This is a genomic window from Fibrisoma limi BUZ 3 (assembly GCF_000296815.2).
Taxonomy (GTDB): domain Bacteria; phylum Bacteroidota; class Bacteroidia; order Cytophagales; family Spirosomataceae; genus Fibrisoma; species Fibrisoma limi.
The window spans coordinates 1,458,863-1,477,736 of sequence record NZ_CAIT01000006.1; the positions used below are offsets into that span (position 1 = coordinate 1,458,863).

The window sequence follows — 18,874 nt, forward strand, 5'->3', positions numbered from 1 at the left end:
CCGTAACAAATAGACCAGTTCAGTTGTATTTTTAATGTATTGATTTGCAGGAAACTCACTCCAGCCTACCGAACCTATGACTACGCTGCTTACGGAAACCAATCTCCGCAATTCGCTTCAAATTACGTTTGACAAACAGCGACGACACGCTCGCCAGCAGGCCCTGACTAGCGCCGACCAGCGGATCGAGCGCATCCGACGAATTCAGCGCTGGATTACCAACCACGAAGCCGATATCCAGAAGGCGATGTACGACGATTTCCGGAAGCCGGCGGCCGAGGTAACCCTGGCGGAACTGTATGCCGTAATCAGCGAGATCAGGCACACGGTCAAGCACCTGAAGCAGTGGATGAAACCGCAGCGTGTGCCCACGCCCGTTAGTCTGATTGGCACCAAAAGCCACATCCGGCACGAGCCAAAGGGCAACGTACTGATCCTGGCACCGTGGAATTATCCCTTCTCGCTGGTTGTCCGCCCGCTGGTGTCGGCCATCGCGGCCGGGAACGTCGTGATGCTGAAACCGTCGGAGATGACACCTCACACGGCCGCGTTGCTCAACCGAATGGTCGGCGACTTGTTTCCTGCCGAGGAAGTGGCTCTGGTTGAAGGTGACGCCGACGTAGCCCAGGCCCTGCTCGACCTGCCGTTCAACCACATCTTCTTTACGGGGAGCCCGGCCGTTGGGCGGATTGTGATGGCGGCTGCGGCTAAACATCTGGCCTCAGTCACGCTCGAACTGGGCGGCAAATCGCCCGCTATCGTCGACGAAACGGCCGACCTCAATCAGGCGGCCGGGCAACTGGCGTGGGGCAAGTACATCAACAACGGCCAGACCTGCATCGCCCCAGACTACCTGCTCGTACAGGAGTCGGTCAAGGAGCCGTTCATGAACGCCTTCCAACAAGCCGTTGAGGCCATGTACCGCCCGAACGGACAACCCGTCGAAGCATCGGACAGCTACGCCCGGATCGTTAACCGCAGGCATTTTCAGCGCATCCGCGACCTGCTGGACGAAGCCATTCAGAAAGGCGCGACCGTTACGGTTGGCGGCCGGATGAACGAAGCCGACAATTTCATCGAGCCTACCGTAGTGGAGGGCGTATCGGATGACATGCGGATCATGCAGGAAGAGATATTCGGTCCGGTGCTGCCCGTGCTGACGTATGCGAATCTGGACGACGCGCTGCGCGTGGTCAATACCCGTGAAAAACCGCTGGCCCTGTACATGCACAGCCGCAACCGTCGGAATATTCAGTACGTACTGGACCAGACCTCGGCCGGCGATACGGTCATTAACGATACGATGCTCCAGTTCGGGAACGTGGAGTTACCGTTCGGGGGAGTCAACAACAGCGGCCTGGGCAAATCAAACGGATTCTTCAGCTTTCAGGAGTTTTCGAACCAGCGGGGCGTTATGCAACGCGAGTTCGGAACAACCCGATTCCTGTACCCACCCTACACCGATAAGGTCAGGAAGCTGATCGGCTGGCTGACAAAATACGTGTAGTTCACCACCATCGGCAGCAGGGGTTGATGAATTGATACGTTAGGTACGTTTGTAACGAGTATACGAACGGAGTATTGACGCTCTGCTCCCGGTGGTCAAGGCCTACTGGACCTACACACCGGAAGCAAAGCAGCGCCCATCAGTCAATACGTAGTGAAACGCTTTTGCCAGTATAGACGCCCTGCGGTAAATCCACAATGAACAGGGTGGTGTTTTGCTCGGCATCGACCAGCGTACGGTAGTTTTCGCCTTTGACATTATACAGACCGGTCACCGACAGCACCATCCGGTTCAGCTTTCTGGACGGGTCGGCAACAGTCAGTTCCTTCAGTCGGCCGCCCTGCATTTTCAGCATGGCCATACCCTGACTGTCCAGACCGACTTTTATACCTTTCTCGATATCGACGGTTCCTGCTTTATAAAAAGCTACCTGCGTAACTCCCGACTGGCCATGTTTCACCCCCTGTAGTTCACGGGTATTGGCAAGTATCTCGATGGAGCGATTCGTGCCGGCGGTCTGGGCTAATTGCTCCTCCGACACAGCGGGTACGACAATGTACTGGTAGGAAGCGTCGACCGGTTTGCTGCCGTGGTCGAACCACAACGCAAACACGTCTTCTTTGACCAGCTCCTTACTGATGTTTTTCTGGTCGGTAATGTCCGACCAGCGGCCCGTTTCGGTCTGATTAGACAGGCCAACGGTGGCCAGTTGCGGGAAGATATAGCCTACCCTATCGTGGTGAACCCATTTCACTTTATCGAGGGTTCGGCTGCCTTTCGGTACAGGTTGGACCGTACCGTCCCGCATCATGCGCACGTCACTCCGCATCAGCACCTGATTGACGGTGGTAACGACCGGCAACGCCTGCTTTGCCGTAATATCGGTGCCCAGACAAACATACTCTTTGTCAAAAAAGAACCACGCTTTCTTGGCTTCCACCCCATCGTGCGGGCTCTTGAAATCGAAGACAACAGCGCCTAATAAGCCGTCCGTTACCGCACCCACAAAATCCGTCAATCCTTCTTTCTGAATCTGGTCAGGCGCAGGCAGCTCGGGCTTCTGCATGATGGTTGTCCCCGAAATCTTTTGCCAGTTGTACACCGCCCAGATGTTGTGGTATTCGTCGCCTTTCAGCATTAAGTAGTTCGTACCGTCGGCGCGGTGGTGGGTCAGTTTACCCGGCCCGTTGTAGGGTTCTTCCATGTTGCGGTTACGGGTCGAAAACATCCGTACCGTAGTGTAGAAATTCGGGCGCTGGAACACAAAATGCTCGGTTTGCCAGAAGAATTTCGCGAAGGATGACGACGGCTTAGCCTCTCCCTTACGCAGCCGGATAATTTCTTCCAGTTCGGCTTTGCGGTAGTCCGTACTGACCAGCACCCGTTCAATTTCGAGTGTGCTCTGCGGGTGGAAGGTAGCCTTGCCCGAAATACTGCGATTCTTGACGCTGATGTCCTCGTAGACGCCGTACACCATCTGTTTGTAGATACCGTCAAGGTAGTAGTCAACGAGTTGGTTTATCTTCTCTTTGGCAAAGGCGTATTTGGTACCGGCTACGTAGTACGACCAGTCGCCATAGGCATTGGCGTATTTTCCGTAACCATAAGACGAGGTGTTGTTGACCCGGTCGACCCGGTGGTGAAAGCTGTAATCGTGCTGTAGCCCCCGTTCGCCGGTCGCGAATTTCATCTCTCCTTCAATGATTTTAACAATCTTGTCGAACTCCTGATAATCATTCAGGGAGAGCAGGTTTTTGGCCAGAATCCCGGCAATCACGATGCGGTCACCGCTGGGTCGGGCACCCGACGCGTTCATGTTGGCCCGGCCAATCATGGGCTGTGCTTTAGTCACAAGTTCCTTTGGCAACTCGTCGCCGATCACCAGCATCAGATTACCCAGGTTCGTGGGGGTTGTAATCTGATTGTCGTGCCAGTTGTCGCCCACAAAGTCATGCTTAACCCAGAATGCCAGCCCCCTGCTGATTGCGTCTTTTAGTGGCTTGTTTCGGTAGTATTTCGAGGTCTTGTTTTTGTAGGCTTTAGCCAGATACACCAGATCACGGGTGTGCCCGCCATGCGGAAAGCCAGCCGTTCGGCTCAAATCTTCGTAGTTGATCCCCCGAAAGCTGCCATCGTCGTTCATCCTGGCCATTATGCTCTCCACCTGGCTGTCGACAATTTTTCCGGCCATCAGGTCAGCCACAATACGTTCTTTAATGAGCTTGAGATCGTTCTGGGCAAGGCAGCCGGAGACAAACAGGAGAGCAACCGACAGCGATAAGAGCCAACGATGAATGGATTTCATGGAGAGTAAGGTAAATCTAGGGGTTAGTTACCGGCTAAAGCTGATTTGACGCGTTTTCTATCGGTTGCAGAGAGGTCAATAAAAACAAAAAGTGGCCTAAGCCACCTTTAGCGGGCCTGAATCCAGACCAACAAGCCGTATACGACTCTCATTCCAGAAAAGGCGTTGAACCACCATCTACCCCGAATGGTATCTGACCAAGCTCACTCAAGTGTGAGGGGTTGAGGTTTTTATACCTTGCTGATCATCCGGTCAAAAACAGCGCGCTGCGCCTTCATAGAGGCTACTTTATCGGGCGGGTTGGTATGGCATTCCAGCAGGACCCAGCCGGTATAATTCATGTTGACCAGATTGGTCAGTAGTTCGGTATACGGGTAGTCGGTCCGATCGAGTTCACGTACGTGGCAGGTGGCACCGAACCGGTCTTTGACCAGATTAAAATTATAGGCAAATCCTTTCCCGTTCAGGTCCTGGGGATTGCAGTTCCAGCAGATCGTAGCATTCGGATGAGAAGCTATGTCCATAATCCGCTTCGTAATAGGCAGCTCCTGGGTTTCTTCGCCGTGTACTTCCAGCCTGATCTGCTGGCCGAGTTCAGCACCGTACCGGGCCAGTTCGTTCAGCGATTCGCCGATCTGGGTCAGCGTTTTCTCCACCGGAACTTCCTTATGCAAGGCGTTGGGCTTCACTTTCACGCCCGACCCACCTACATCGGCGCTTAACCGGATAAATGCCTTTGTCCGCTCAATAGAGGCTTTAACCCGCTCCTGCTCAATAAAATCGAACTGCTGATTGGTACCGAAGCCCACCAGTTTAACGGGGCTGTCGGCAAATCGCTGTCTGACCTCCCGGCGTTGGGTCGCCGTCAGTTCAGGCGTTACGTTATGCGCATGATCTACCCGGAGTTCAACACCCTGCATACCGGTATCCGCACAATTTTTCAGCAGCGTGGGCAGGTCCCAGTCTTTGCCCCATAGGTACGTAACAAGTCCCAGTTTGATGGCTGACTTCTTCAGGCCTGGTTCAGCAGCAAATGTCGGCCCCGACAGGAAAGAAGCTCCGGTCAGCAGCGCCAGTTCCTTAAGAAATGTGTTCCTATCCATAGCAACCATAGTGAGCAGACTGGGGAAGTGACGATGGCCGAAACCCTGAACACGTAGCGGCTTTACGTAAAAAGCCCCCTGGCGGGGTTTACTACCTATCGGGTAAAGCAACGCCAACGGTAGCTACGTAGAAAGCCACCCAACTTTTCGGCGCCACGTATCGTACTCATTCTGCGCTACCTGCCTCTCGGCTGCCGTTCGTTGTTTTTCCTGCTCGACCCGCATCTGAGCGGTTAGTTCCGTTAATCGCTCCTCGATGGTGTTCAGCCCCAATTGCTGACGACGTTGGTTCACCTGATCGATCGAAGCGTCGAGCGCGTAAGGAACAAGCTGGCCCTGGTCATCGTCCACAAACTGAGTTCCGTACGACTGCGGGCGATTCTCGAACATAGCAATCCGGTCTGACAGAAAAGCTACGTTGACTGGGTCAATAGTCCCGGCTTTTTCGTGCTCTTTCATCAACGCCAGACAGCTTTTCATGAATGCAGGCAAGCTGATCGCATGCTGAACAATCAACCAGGCCGCCTGACTGGCCTCCTCGCCAACTTGCTCCTGTGTCGGCCAGCCAATTTCAGCGATTATCTCCTGAAGTCGTCGGGCGTTTTCGAGGTGGACTTTTTCCATCTCTGGATTATAGCCCCCGAACAAGTCGCCTTCGTCAATAAGCCGCTGTCTAACGTCAAGGTCGTGCTTACGGCACGCGATTAACGTTTGGGCAATGTCAGGATACAGCATCAAACCAGAAGTGAATAGATACGTTGACAGCGGAACGGCCTGACTACACGTGGAATTGGTCGCCGTGATTTAGCTCTTTATGACCGGTTCAACAAATGCCCCTGAGTGTTGATACCCTGGCCAGCAATACCTCCTGCTTTTACACATTTAGCGGGTTGGGTTGAGAACACTCCTTCACGACGGGCTTACTGTCGCAGATAAGCGCCCCCGCACTGAGCGGCAACAATGCACTTTCGAATCCAGAAGCCTGCGTGTTAGCAGTTGGTCTACCGCAGTCAGTGGACCTACTTAACTGATGATCCTTTCTCGAATCGACTACTGATGATGTATGCTCGCAACGATAACAAAGGCTTGCTGATTGGATTACTAGGGCCACCGGAACAAGTGAAGTGGGTCTGACAAAATTTCTAAGCACCAGAAATAAGCCAACTAAAACTGCAGGTATACTTAAGATCTGGCCCATGTTGAAGCTCATACTATCTTCGAAACCAACCTGATTTTCTTTGAAGAATTCCCAGACGAACCTTAATCCAAATACCCAGACTAAAGATATGCCTAACATCATCCCCGGTACTGATCGCTTTCGATATGTTTTCCAGTACCAGAACAGTAAAGCGAATACGATCAGGTACGATAAAGATTCGTACAACTGGGTTGGATGGCGGGGTACTTGGCTAAATTCATGGTCACGAACAAATATAAACGCCCAGGGTACGTCAGTAGGCTTACCAAAAATCTCGGAGTTCATCAGGTTGCCAAACCTGATGAATGCTCCGGCAAGGGTAGCTGGAATACAAACGCGGTCAATGAGCCATAAAAACGTTTGACCAGTTGTCTTGCTGGATGCTCGTTGCGAATAAATCCATAACCCAATAATTACACCAAGTACACCTCCATGACTGGCAAGGCCAGCAAAAGGAGGAGTTATTATGTGTAATGGGTTTTGGAGAAACATGCCAGGCTCGTAAAAAAGAAAATGCCCTAACCTTGCCCCTAATAGGGTTGAAATCACCAATGTCATCAACAACGGATCAAGATCAGCTTGTGGTTTTTTTTCTATTCGAAATATGTAGGTCATTATCTGGACGCCAATAAGAAAGCCCATTGCGAACAATAGACCATACCAGCGTACCGGCCAGGAACCAATGTGAAAAATTTCTGGACTAACATCCCAAACAATATATAGACTCATCGCTCTTGCTTGACTACTATTTTGTTGTGCGTTATCTATGCTGAATGCAAATCCCGTAGCCTACCAAACCGGGGCGGTTGGTACAGTCTGTCGAAGTTCCCCCTCCTTTCGTTCCCATTTTATTGGTCACCTAACCCCCAGGGGTTGATGGTAGGTAAGCAAGATAAAACAAACGAACGTACTCGATACCTTTACACACTTGACCTTGGTGTACCGCTTAACTACAAATAACTGATAGTCAAGCAACAAAGAACAAATTAATAGTTCTTCTGAGTTTGTTCACCCGCGAACTCGGTGGCGGTTGGGCTGTCCGCTTTACAAGTAGACAGGCCTAAATGCAACACTAGTTATTTGGCTCTCCCAACCCATATAGATAGGCTTCTCCGGCACCTAAAGTAACCAGATCTCTACTTCAGTTCCAACGTACTTGTTTCGTTTTTAGGGAACGCTAGTTTACCAGCTATGTAAACTGTTTAGTGGGCTATAAAACAAATCGGGCCGTTGATCGGCCCGACACAGTTACTTAAAATTGTACTCTATTCGCTTCACGTCGTACTTACCGGTCCGCTCGAATCGGGACACGATTTCAGATTGCTTTTCTTCGGCCTCCTTTGCATCCGTATACGTTTTTAACTCGCTCATACAACCGCTGCCGGATGCGCAGACCTTGTTGACGTGACCGGCAAACAGCGCGGTTAATCGCTTCAGGTCACCTTCTCCGCCGGTCGTACTGTACAGATCCGTGTACAGCAGTTGCAGTCGTCTGGACGGTTGGCCCTTTGCGGGCTGCTCCATGGCACAACCAAAATAATAGTACGTCTGCCTGCGCCCGGCGTCCGGTGCCGTGGACAGGATAAAACTTGAACAGAGCAGGCCCACAACAAACAGGCTTAGTATCTTTTTCATAGTCAATCTGTATCGAAGGTAGGTAGTTCTAAAACGGTTTTATTGGCTGGTATACGTTCCGGCACTGGCCAACGTTACCGGATCGTACAGAAATAATCGTACCAAACTCGCCGGACCGGAGTAACCTCCTGAGCCTTTCTACTCTCAGCTTCGCAGCCGGTCCGGCTAATCCTATTCAGGTCAACTATTTACAAATCTTTATGCCTTACGTACACTTTTTCGGCGAAAAATTGTTCAGTCAGAATAGAAACCCACGTTAACTAGTTAAGATTACCCGATTTCATGTCTGTTGCACCCCCTACTTTTCCAGATGATGACCATGACTTATGGCAGCGATTTCGGGATGGGGACACGACTGCACTTGGCCAATTAGCCAAGAAATACTACCGGACCTTGTTCAACTACGCCACCAGGTTTACCAAGGATACCGCGTTGATTGAAGATGCCATCCAGGACGTTTTTCTAAAGCTGTGGACACAGCGCGAACACCTGAGCGATACCTTCTTCGTCAAATTTTACCTGCTGAAAACGCTACGTCATCACCTCATCAAACTCCACCAGCGCTCCCAGCCCATCAGCGAAAGTCTGAGCAGTTGGCTCGACGTGGGCGAAGACAGCAACGCTGAAACGCAGATCATCCGGGAAGAAAACTGGCATATGCTGACAAGTCAGTTGAAAACGAAAGTGGCCGATTTATCGAAACGGCAGCAGGAAGCGCTTTACCTCCGGTACTACGAAAACTTCACCTACGAGCAGATTGCCCAGACAATGGGGATCAACGCACAATCGGTGGCCAATCTGCTTCAGAACTCCCTCAAACGGCTTCGCGAGCACTGGACCTACCTGCTCCTTTTGGTTCATGCGCTGTTTTTCTGACTGTTACGGTCACCCCAAAAATTTTTCTCAAAAAAACTAAGTATACCGCTCAGGAAACCGGATAATCCATTGTAACAGGGCACATAACTGCCTTTTTCGATGAAAGATTATCAATTCTTCGAGTTTGAGGACTTCCTGGAAGACGTAGCCTTCCGACGGTGGGTGTTTCATCCCTTGCCGCAGGACGAGGGCTTCTGGCAGCAGTGGCTGGCCGATCACCCCGAAAAAGCGGCTGTTGTAAATCAGGCCCGGCAGCAACTACTCGACATCAAGGGCAACCTGCCCCAGCTTTCTGACGAACACATTGACCAGAAAGTAGCGCAGCTTGTCCGGCAGGCCCAGCTCGAACAGACCGCCGACATTCGCCCTCTCCCGGTTGTTCGGCAACTTGCTCCAACCTGGTACTACCTGGCCGCATCCGTAGCGTTGCTCCTGGGTCTCTTCTGGGTATACCGGTATCAGGCACAGCCTTCGTCCAGCACGCCGACTACGTATGCCCATCTGGTTGAAGAGGCTTCCCAGCCGCTGGTCGAGGTGACTAACGACGGCCGCTCGCCCAGAAGAATAGCGCTCGCCGACGGCAGCATTGCGGTTCTGTACGCCAACAGCCGCCTGAGCTTTCCGAAGCAGTTTTCCGATTCCACCCGCGAGGTGTACCTGACGGGTCAGGCTTTTTTTCAGGTCAGAAAGAACCCGGCCCGACCGTTTCTGGTGTATGCCAACGAACTGGTAACCAAAGTACTGGGCACCAGCTTTTTCGTCAGGGCCTACGAGCAGGATCAGCACGTTCGGGTATCCGTCCGGACAGGCAAGGTGTCTGTGTTTGCGCGGGCCGACAAGCAGGCTACCACAAAAATCCACACGCGGGAATTGGGTGGTATCATCCTGACGCCTAATCAACAGGCTACGCTCATGCGGTCGGAGCAGCGCCTGGTTCGTTCGCTGGTAGCCGAACCCCAGCGCGTGGATGCCCCAGCGATCCAGAAAACGTCGCTTGTGTTCCGCCAGACGCCCATTGCCGAGGTCTTTGCGGCCCTGGAGCGGGCCTACGGCGTGGACATTGTGTTCGACGAGGCCCTGATGGCTCATTGCACGCTGACGGCCCGGTTCGACAACGAATCCCTGTACAAGAAACTGGAATGGATTTGCGCCGGTACGGAATCCAGCTACGAAGAGGTAGACGGCCAGATCATAATTACAAGCCGGGGGTGCAGTTCACAATGACCCGTTTTCGGTTTACTGCTATGAACCAACGGCTTACCCCCTTTTAGTACAACTGAAACTATACACCAAATACCCGAAATCGCCTATGACATAAACCATCTTCGCCAACACAAAGAAGTCGCCGGTGCGCCAACACCGACGACCTCACACATTCCGTACGATGTCGCCAAACATCGGCCCCACGGGGCACACGGAGCTTTTTGCCAATTCCCAAGAACTAACAATAAGCGTCAAAAAATATGAAAAACCCACGACAGTTGCGTGAGCAAATCGTCAGAATCATGCAAATTAGTCTATTTCAGGTCGTGCTGGCGGTTGCCTTTGCGGGCGTTACGCTGGCTCACGACGGACGAGGCCAGGAATTACTCAACCGACGAATTAACCTGACGTGCTCGAACCAGAGCGTTGAGAGCGTGCTGGAACAAATTGAGAAAACGGCGCAGGTTCGCTTCCTATACAGTTCGGAACTGATCCGGGCCGACCGGCGCGTCAGTCTGTCTCTCCAGAACCAACCGCTGGCTGCGGTGCTCGACAAACTGCTGAAGCCGCTCCAGATCAACTACGAAGTATCGAGCGAACAGATCATCCTGAAACGTGCTGTCGCTACAGCCCCAACCCGTTCGGAAGCCACAGGCCCAAACGCCGAACGGGCCGTTCTTCCCATCACCGGAAAAGTCACCAGTGATGCAGGCGAAGAGCTGCCCGGCGTGAGCGTGGTTATCAAAGGCACCTCCACCGGAACGGTGACCGACGCCAGCGGAAACTTTACGCTGAATGTGCCGGACAACAACGCGGTGCTGGTTTTCAGCTTCGTGGGTTTTCAGAGTAAGGAAGTGCCGGTAAACAACCAGACAACGCTCAACGTAACACTGGCCACCGACGTACGGGCCCTGTCGGAAGTCGTCGTGGTTGGTTACGGTACGCAGCGTCGGCAGGAACTGACCACGGCCGTTACGTCCGTGAACAGCAAGTCCATCGAACGTCAGCCGGTATCAGGTTTCGATCAGGCGCTGCAAGGCCAGGCTCCCGGTATTCAGGTAACCTCGCCGACGGGTGCGCCGGGTGCCGGTATCAACGTGCGGATTCGGGGGAACAACTCGGTTAGCCTGACCAACTCGCCCCTGTACGTAATTGACGGGGTGCCGGTACTGCCAACCTACGACCGCGAACTTGGCGTGGGTAACCAGCGCCCGAACCCGCTCAATACGTTGAATCCCAATGATATAGAATCCATCGACGTCCTGAAAGATGGTGCCGCAGCCGCCATCTATGGCCTGCGGGCCTCCAACGGGGTGGTTGTCATTACGACCAAACGGGGCAAAACCGGCAAAGCACAGGTCAACTTCAACGCGTACTACGGTATTCAGCAACTGCGCCGGAAAATCCCGCTGCTGAACTCACGCCAGTTTGCCGAGTACTTCAACGATGCCCAGGCAGCCGCCGGAAACCCACCGGCTTTCACGAACCTGGATTCACTGCCGTACAACACCGACTGGCAGGATGCGGTCTATCGCCAGGCGGCTATCCGGAACTACCAGATCAGCCTGAGTGGCGGCACCGACAAGACGAAGTACTACGTATCGGGCGGCTACTTCAAACAGGATGGTATCGCCCTCAACTCGGGGTTCGACCGGTACAGTTTCAAGCTGAACCTGGACCAGCAGATGAGCACCCGCTTCCGCATGGGAACCAGCCTGAACCTGAGCCGTACCAACACGAACGGTAGCGTACGAAGCGAACTCGGCGCCGGTAACTCCGGTACGGTGCTTGGCGCCCTGGCGCAGATTCCAACCATTCCGATCCGGAACGCCGACGGAAACTACAGCATCAACCCGTTCCAGCAGTTCGACAACCCGGTTGGCAACCTGCTCGAAACCCGCAACAACGCGGTCATCTACCAGGTGATCGGCAATGCCTACGGTGAGTTCGACATTCTGAAGAACCTGACGTTCAAAAGCTCGCTGGGTCTGGACTTCCGTTCTCAGATCGAAAATGAGTTTATTACGCGCAACTACCCTGGCACGCAGAACGCCAGCCCGGCCACCCGGGGCAGCGCCCGGACGGGTACGAACCAGCAGATTATCTGGCTGTGGGAAAACACGCTGACCTACGACGCTAACCTGGGCGACCGCCACAACCTGACCCTGCTGGCCGGCCAGTCGGTGCAGTCGTCGGATCGGTTTACGTCCGGCGCATCGGTCACGGGCTTCCCGTCGAACGCTGTGCCGTATCTGTCGGCAGGTACGCAGTTTACCCGGCCGTCGAGCTACCAGGATCAATGGGGCCTGTTCAGCTTGTTTGCGCGGGCCATTTACAACTACGATGAGCGCTACCTAGCCACGTTGAGCCTGCGGGCCGACGGATCGAGCCGGTTTGCGCCGGGCAACCGCTTTGGCTATTTCCCGGCTATCTCACTGGGCTGGCGTGCATCGCGCGAAGCCTTCTTCCCGAAAGACATTGCGCTGAACGACCTGAAAATCCGGGCCAGTTTTGGGGCAAATGGCAACCAGGAAATTGGCGCATACGACCGGTTCAGTACGTACGGTTCGGGCTACAACTACGCCGGAACCAGCGGTATTGCGGGTGGGATTGCGCCCGACCGGATTGGCAACACCAACCTGAGCTGGGAAACGACGTACCAATACAACGCCGGGGTAGACGCCGGATTTTTCAAGGATCGGCTGACGCTCACCCTCGATGCGTACATCAAGCAGACCAGGAACCTGCTGACCAGCGTACCACTGCCGTATAACGCCGGGGCGCTGAATCCGCAAACGGTGCAGAACATCGGTACGGTGCAGAACAAAGGGCTTGAGATCGGCCTGAATAGCACGAACATTCAGAACGAAAACAGTGGGTTTACCTGGTCGAGCAATTTTAACTTTACGCTGAACCGCAACAAAGTGGTCGACATCGGTACGCTTCGGAATGAGCAGGGCCAGGAGGTAGACCGGGTCATCATTGGCAACTATACCGTGACGCAGAAAGGCGCTCCGCTGGGGGCATTCTATGGCTACGTCGTGCAGGGCATCTTCCAGTCGGCGGACGAGATTGCGCAGGCGGCAACCCAGCCGGGCCAGCCTAAACCGGGCGATATTCGCTTCGTCGACCTGAACAACGACGGCCGGATTGACGCCAACGACCGGACGATCATCGGCAACCCGAATCCCAAGTTCATCGCGGGCTTCACCAACAACCTGTCGTACAAAGGGTTCGAGCTGAGCATCTTCTTCCAGGGTAGCTACGGCAACGACATCTACAACCAGAACCGGCAAACGATCGAAGGTATGTCGGACCCGCTCAACCAGACCACGGCCGTGCTGAATCGCTGGACGCCCACAAACACGAATACGACGGTGCCGCGGGCGGTACGCTACGACCCCAACCAGAACAACCGGTTCTCGACCCGGTTCGTGGAAGATGGTACGTACACGCGCCTGAAAAACCTGACCATCGCCTACAATCTGCCCAACACGTTCCTGCAGCGGGCTAAAATCAGTGGCGTTCGGGTGTACCTGACCGGTCAGAATCTGCTCACGTTTACCAACTACAGTGGCTACGATCCGGAGGTGAGCGCCGACCCGTTCTCATCGGTTGGCTTTGGTCGGGACTACGGGGTATACCCGCAGGCTCGTACGTACACGGCTGGTCTTAACGTCACTTTTTAACTGAAGCTTCATGAAACGCCTTATCATAGTTTTTTCATCTTTATTGTTCCTGGCGGGCTGCGAAGTGCTGGACAAACAGCCCTTGCCCAGCATTACACCGGAGAACTTCTTTGCCAACGCCGACGATGCCGAAGCCGGTTTGACGGCGGCCTACGACGCCCTGCAACAGACGGGTCTGTATGGCCAGGATCTGAACGTAGTGGGCGAAATGCCGTCGGATAACGTAACGAGCACCAACGGCGACGTAAACGCCCTCGAACGCCTGATCTGGACACCCCAGACCGGCCAGATGAACAATACGTTTCAGCAGTCGTATATCGGTATCAACCGGGCCAACGCCGTCCTGAAATACGTACCCGGTATTGCGATGAACGAAACCCGCCGGAACCAGATTCTGGGCGAAGCGCGGTTCCTGCGGGCGCTGCATTATTTCAACCTGGTCCGGATGTACGGCGGTGTTCCCCTGAGGCTGGAACCGACCGAATCGGGCGATCCGGGCGCGGTAGCCCTGGCTCGTTCGACGGCCGAGCAGGTGTACGCGCAGATCAACACGGATTTGCAGCAGGCCGAACAACTGACGGCTACTACGTTTGGCAGCGTCAGCGCCAACCGGACGCGCATCATCAAAACGGCCGTGAACGCCCTGCAGGCGCGGGTACTGCTGACGCAGCGCCAGTGGGCAGATGCCGCTACGGCCGCCAACAAGGTGATCTCGAGTGGCCTGTACCAGTTGTCGCCGAGCTTCAACGCGCTGTTCCCGCCGGACAACAACCCCGAATCGATTGTTGAAGTGCAGTTTGCCGGCAACGCCGATGGTGGGTTCATTCTGCCTGACCTGCTGCTGCCCTCGCCCCCGGCTACGTATTCGTTTCCAAAGTTCAACATCCCGACACCGGAGCTGATTCAGTATGCCGATACGCTGAATGACCTGCGCTGGAAGTTCACGGGCGAAGTCACACAGGCCGGTCGCAACCACGCCAGCTTTGTGATGGCCCGGTCGGGCAACGCCAACGACAACGGCCCGTTCGTGTACAAGTGGCGGAGCAACCCGAACGCCTTCAACAGCCCCGACAACTACTACGTTCTGCGGCTGGCCGATGTCATGCTGATGTTCGCCGAAGCGTCGAACGAGCAAAATGGTCCGAACCAGGAGGCTTTGACGCGACTGAATGCGGTACGTACCCGGGCGGGCTTACCGGCCCTGACCCTGGCCAACCTGAGCACGAAGCAGGCTTTCCGCGACGAAGTGGATCGCCAACGACGGCTGGAACTGGCCTTTGAAGGCGAACGCTGGTTCGATCTGCTACGCTACGCCCGGCAAACACAGGCCGATGCGGGCGCAACCCACCGGGTGACGGCGCTGGATATTATTCAGCAGGTACGGGGCTCGCGGGATGTGAACTATCTGCTGTTCCCGATTCCACAAAGTGAGATCAACAACAACCCGTTGATTCAGCAGAATCCGGGATATTAAGCAGCTTACCGTTCGAGGTTTACGTTTAAGGTTTGAGGGTAGCACCTGGACAAGTGCGCCGGGTAACGTCAAACCTTAAGCGTAAACCTTGATCGTCAACTCTCTTTCAATTATGCTCACTACCTTCACTAAACATAGCGTTACGCTGGGACTGGCTGCCCTGCTGGGGCTCGGAACCGGCTGTCAGCGATCCACCGTCAGCCAACGTTCGTCAGCGAAAGGCGTCGAGGTCTGGCTGACCAACCCCGACGGCTCAGCACTCTTCGTGAAACAACCGGGTACACTCACCTTCGACAAGGCGACCAGCCAGCATCCGACCATTACTATCGATCCGTCAAAAACGTACCAGACCATTGATGGCTTCGGTTACACGCTGACCGGCGGCAGCGCCATGCTCATCGACCAGATGGAGCTGAAGGCCAAAGCTGCGTTACTGAAGGAACTGTTTTCGACCGAAGGCAATGGCATTGGGGTTAGTTACCTGCGGGTCAGCATCGGCGCGTCGGACCTCGACGACCGGGTGTTTTCGTACGACGACCTCCCCGACGGCCAGACCGATGTGAAGCTGGAAAAGTTTTCACTCGAGCCGGATCGCAAGCACCTGATTCCAGTTTTGAAGCAGATTCTGGCGATTAACCCAACCATCAAAATTCTGGGTTCGCCCTGGTCGCCCCCAACCTGGATGAAGACGAACAACAACTCGAAGGGCGGCAGCCTGAAACCGGAATATTTCGATACGTACGCGCAGTATTTTGTGAAGTACATTCAGGGCATGAAAGCCGAGGGCATCCCGATTGATGCCATCACGATTCAGAACGAGCCGCTGCATCCGGGCAACAATCCCAGCCTGCTCATGCTGCCCGAAGATCAGGCTACGTTCATCAAAAAAAGCCTGGGTCCGGCGTTTCAACAGGCGAATATTGACACCAAGATCGTCCTGTACGACCACAACGCCGACCGCCCTGACTACCCCATCACGATTCTGAACGATCCGGAAGCCAGGAAATACGTCGACGGTTCAGCCTTTCACCTGTATGCAGGACCGATCGAAGCCCTGAGCAAGGTACACGACGCGTACCCGGACAAGCATCTGTACTTCACCGAGCAGTGGATTGGCGCCCCCGGCAACCTGAAAGGCGATCTGGCGTGGCACGTGAAGACGCTGATCATTGGCGCTACCCGCAACTGGGCGCGTACTGTGCTGGAGTGGAACTTGGCGGCCGATCCAAACCAGAAACCGCATACGGAGGGCGGCTGTACGCAGTGCCTGGGCGCCATTACCATCGACGGCAACACCGTTACGCGCAATCCGGCTTACTACAACGTAGCCGTGGCGTCTAAATTCGTGCGGCCCGGTTCCGTTCGGATTGCATCCAATACGTCCGAAATGCTGCCTAATGTTGCCTTCAAAACCCCGGACGGAGGTACCGCGCTGATTGTGTTCAACAACGGCAACGCTTCGCAGACGTTTACCATTCAGTATCAGGGAAAAACAGCCACCGCTACGTTGCCCCAAGGCTCGGTGGGTACGTATGTCTGGTAAGCGGGTCGACGAAAACCCGGCGATTCACTATTTTCGCAGGTCATTCGAACGAATGATTCGTGCAGCATTCGGTTCCTTACACCGGCTGCTGTTTTCCTGAAACGTAACCCGCTTATGATTCGGCTTTTTTCGCTGTTCCTGACCCTTTCCTGCTTCTCTATCCTAACCGCCATGAGCGCCCCCGGTGATCGGCACATCGCCATCGAAACCCGCCGAACCGCGCTGGTCATCCGGGTCGACAAAGACCAGAACCCGACCATCGTTCACCTGGGCCAGCGGCTCACGCGACCGGATGAATACGCCCGCATTCCGGGCAACAGCAAACGCGGGGAGGATTATACCGGTCTGTATAATTCAGTCTATACCCCGGCCGGGAGCCGCAACCTGCTGGAGCCCGCCATTCAGGTCACCCACGCCGACGGCAACCCGTCGCTGGATCTCCGCTACGTCCGGCACGAGAGCAAATCGGCCGGTGACGGTGTGGTGCTAACCACAGTATATCTGAAAGACCCGCAGTATCCGTTTGACGTGACCCTGTATTACAAAACATATCAGGACGACGACGTCATTGAACAGTGGAGCACGATCCGGCACACGGAGAAAAAGAACGTAACCCTGCACAAATACGCGTCGGCCAACCTTTACATCCCCGCTCAAAACTACTACCTGACGCACTTCCACGGCGACTGGGCCCGGGAAATGAACCCATCGGAAGTACCGCTGACCGAAGGCCTTAAGGTGCTGGATACGAAGCTAGGGACCCGCGCTGATCTGTTCCAGCCGCCCTCGTTTCTTGTGGCTCTGAACCAGCCCGCCCAGGAAGATCAGGGCGAAGTGCTGGCCGGTACGCTGGCCTGGTCGGGAAATTACCAGATCGCGTTTGAGGTGGACCCGCTGCATAACCTCCGCCTGATGGCTGGTATCAACCCGTATGCATCGGCCTACACCCTGGCCCCCGGTAAAGAATTTACAACCCCGGCGTTCCTGTTTACGTACTCCGCCACGGGCAAAGGCACGGCCAGCCGCAGCCTGCACCGCTGGGCCCGCAAATTTCGGATTCCGCAGGGGCAGGGCAACCGCCTGACGCTCCTGAACAACTGGGAAGCGACGTACTTCGACTTCAACGAGGAAAAACTGACCGCGCTGTTTAAAGACGGCAGGAAGCTGGGCGTTGACCTGTTTCTGCTCGATGACGGCTGGTTCGGCAACAAGTATCCGCGTAACGACGACCGCGCCGGGCTGGGCGACTGGCAGGAGAACGTCAAAAAGCTGCCGCATGGCCTTGGCTATCTGGTCAACCAAGCCGAAAGCACCGGAATCAAATTCGGAATCTGGCTGGAGCCGGAGATGGTCAGCCCGAAAAGTGAGCTGTACGAAAAACATCCGGACTGGGTACTCAAACTCCCCAACCGTCAGGAGTATTACTTCCGGAATCAACTGGTCCTCGACCTCAGCAACCCCAAGGTTCAGGATTTTGTATACGGCATCGTGGACGATATGATGACGAAGAATCCGACCCTAGGCTATATCAAATGGGACTGCAACGCCGTCATTTATAACGCCTTTTCGGCTACTAATCCCAACCCCTCGCATCTGTATGTTGAGTACGTGCAGGGGCTGTATACCGTGCTGGATCGGCTGCGGGTCAAATATCCGAAACTGCCGATGATGTTGTGCTCCGGTGGTGGTGGTCGGGTCGACTACGGGGCGCTGCGGTACTTTACCGAGTTCTGGCCCAGCGACAACACCGACGGCCTGGAGCGCATCTTCATCCAGTGGAATTACTCGAATTTCTTCCCCGCTATTGCCACCTGCAACCACGTCACGGACTGGGGCAAGCAACCCATCAAGTTCCGCACCGACGTAGCGATGATGGGAAAACTCGGGTACGACATCGTGGTCAGCAAGCTGGACGAGAAAGAGTTACAATTCAGCCAGGAAGCGCTGAAAACGTACGAGCGCGTCAAAGAGGTGATCTGGCAGGGCGATCTCTACCGACTGGCCTCGCCCTATTCCGGCGACGTAGCATCACTGATGTACGTAAGTGAGGCACGGGACCGGGCGATCTGGTTCACCTACCTGACAAGCAGTCGCTACCGGGCGGGCAGCCAGGCCCCCATCCGCCTGAAGGGCCTCGATCCGGCTAAGAACTACACCATCCGTGAGTTGAACGTCTATCCCGGCACGAAATCATTCATCAATGACACTTCAACCACTTTTTCGGGCAACTACCTGATGACAGTCGGCTTCAACCCGAACGCAGACGCCAACCGGACGAGTGTGGTCCTGGAGGTGACCGAAGCCAAGTAAAATTAACGTATTACCCCAAACCCCTGAAGCG

Annotated in this window: 12 protein-coding genes; 7 read left to right on the plus strand and 5 right to left on the minus strand. The window is 54.7% G+C overall.

The features are described from left to right. Positions 1-76: 76 nt before the first annotated feature. Entirely contained in the window at positions 77-1,507 is a 1,431-nt protein-coding gene (locus BN8_RS14055; protein WP_009282562.1) for an aldehyde dehydrogenase family protein, read from the plus strand. Positions 1,508-1,646: 139 nt separating this feature from the next. On the opposite strand, the gene BN8_RS14060 is transcribed toward BN8_RS14055, so the two are convergent. From BN8_RS14060 to BN8_RS14080, 5 genes are all read right to left on the minus strand, one after another. After that, entirely contained in the window at positions 1,647-3,812 is a 2,166-nt protein-coding gene (locus BN8_RS14060; RefSeq protein ID WP_009282563.1) for a polysaccharide lyase family 8 super-sandwich domain-containing protein, read from the minus strand. 230 nt (positions 3,813-4,042) lie between these two features. Then, positions 4,043-4,924 (minus strand): sugar phosphate isomerase/epimerase family protein, encoded by an 882-nt coding sequence (locus BN8_RS14065; RefSeq protein WP_009282564.1) that lies wholly within the window; start codon positions 4,922-4,924, stop codon positions 4,043-4,045. A 114-nt stretch (positions 4,925-5,038) separates the two neighbouring features. After that, entirely contained in the window at positions 5,039-5,650 is a 612-nt protein-coding gene (locus tag BN8_RS14070) for a DUF6624 domain-containing protein (RefSeq protein WP_009282565.1), read from the minus strand. A 139-nt stretch (positions 5,651-5,789) separates the two neighbouring features. After that, positions 5,790-6,842 carry a prolipoprotein diacylglyceryl transferase gene (lgt, locus tag BN8_RS14075; protein WP_009282566.1) on the minus strand — a complete coding sequence of 351 codons (1,053 nt, stop codon included), beginning with the start codon at positions 6,840-6,842 and terminating at the stop codon, positions 5,790-5,792. Positions 6,843-7,361: 519 nt separating this feature from the next. Next, the gene (locus BN8_RS14080; RefSeq protein WP_009282567.1) at positions 7,362-7,748 is read right to left on the minus strand and encodes a hypothetical protein; all 387 of its coding nucleotides are present in this window, start codon (positions 7,746-7,748) and stop codon (positions 7,362-7,364) included. Between the two features lie 282 nt (positions 7,749-8,030). Between BN8_RS14080 and BN8_RS14085 the strand changes: the two genes are divergently transcribed. The 6 genes from BN8_RS14085 to BN8_RS14110 all read left to right on the plus strand — a co-directional run bounded on the left by BN8_RS14085 (position 8,031) and on the right by BN8_RS14110 (position 18,843). Then, positions 8,031-8,624 carry an RNA polymerase sigma factor gene (locus BN8_RS14085; RefSeq protein WP_009282568.1) on the plus strand — a complete coding sequence of 198 codons (594 nt, stop codon included), beginning with the start codon at positions 8,031-8,033 and terminating at the stop codon, positions 8,622-8,624. A gap of 99 nt (positions 8,625-8,723) precedes the next feature. Continuing rightward, positions 8,724-9,848 carry a FecR family protein gene (locus BN8_RS14090; RefSeq protein WP_009282569.1) on the plus strand — a complete coding sequence of 375 codons (1,125 nt, stop codon included), beginning with the start codon at positions 8,724-8,726 and terminating at the stop codon, positions 9,846-9,848. A gap of 239 nt (positions 9,849-10,087) precedes the next feature. Next, complete coding sequence (locus tag BN8_RS14095) at positions 10,088-13,516, plus strand: TonB-dependent receptor (RefSeq protein ID WP_009282570.1); 3,429 nt, start codon at positions 10,088-10,090, stop codon at positions 13,514-13,516. A 10-nt stretch (positions 13,517-13,526) separates the two neighbouring features. Then, on the plus strand, positions 13,527-14,990 hold the full coding sequence (locus BN8_RS14100; protein WP_009282571.1) for a RagB/SusD family nutrient uptake outer membrane protein: 1,464 nt from the start codon (positions 13,527-13,529) through the stop codon (positions 14,988-14,990). A 112-nt stretch (positions 14,991-15,102) separates the two neighbouring features. Then, entirely contained in the window at positions 15,103-16,533 is a 1,431-nt protein-coding gene (locus tag BN8_RS14105; RefSeq protein WP_009282572.1) for a glycoside hydrolase family 30 protein, read from the plus strand. A gap of 114 nt (positions 16,534-16,647) precedes the next feature. Further along, positions 16,648-18,843 (plus strand): alpha-galactosidase, encoded by a 2,196-nt coding sequence (locus BN8_RS14110; protein WP_009282573.1) that lies wholly within the window; start codon positions 16,648-16,650, stop codon positions 18,841-18,843. Positions 18,844-18,874: the final 31 nt, after the last annotated feature.

Excerpts from the sequence above, each read along its gene's own strand:
- BN8_RS14095 (WP_009282570.1), top strand. The coding sequence starts at position 10,088 with ATGAAAAACCCACGACAGTTGCGTGAGCAAATCGTCAGAATCATGCAA.
- lgt (WP_009282566.1), bottom strand. The coding sequence starts at position 6,842 with ATGAGTCTATATATTGTTTGGGATGTTAGTCCAGAAATTTTTCACATT.
- BN8_RS14055 (WP_009282562.1), top strand. The coding sequence starts at position 77 with ATGACTACGCTGCTTACGGAAACCAATCTCCGCAATTCGCTTCAAATT.
- BN8_RS14100 (WP_009282571.1), top strand. The coding sequence starts at position 13,527 with ATGAAACGCCTTATCATAGTTTTTTCATCTTTATTGTTCCTGGCGGGC.
- BN8_RS14060 (WP_009282563.1), bottom strand. The coding sequence starts at position 3,812 with ATGAAATCCATTCATCGTTGGCTCTTATCGCTGTCGGTTGCTCTCCTG.
- BN8_RS14065 (WP_009282564.1), bottom strand. The coding sequence starts at position 4,924 with ATGGTTGCTATGGATAGGAACACATTTCTTAAGGAACTGGCGCTGCTG.
- BN8_RS14070 (WP_009282565.1), bottom strand. The coding sequence starts at position 5,650 with ATGCTGTATCCTGACATTGCCCAAACGTTAATCGCGTGCCGTAAGCAC.
- BN8_RS14110 (WP_009282573.1), top strand. The coding sequence starts at position 16,648 with ATGATTCGGCTTTTTTCGCTGTTCCTGACCCTTTCCTGCTTCTCTATC.
- BN8_RS14085 (WP_009282568.1), top strand. The coding sequence starts at position 8,031 with ATGTCTGTTGCACCCCCTACTTTTCCAGATGATGACCATGACTTATGG.
- BN8_RS14080 (WP_009282567.1), bottom strand. The coding sequence starts at position 7,748 with ATGAAAAAGATACTAAGCCTGTTTGTTGTGGGCCTGCTCTGTTCAAGT.
- BN8_RS14105 (WP_009282572.1), top strand. The coding sequence starts at position 15,103 with ATGCTCACTACCTTCACTAAACATAGCGTTACGCTGGGACTGGCTGCC.
- BN8_RS14090 (WP_009282569.1), top strand. The coding sequence starts at position 8,724 with ATGAAAGATTATCAATTCTTCGAGTTTGAGGACTTCCTGGAAGACGTA.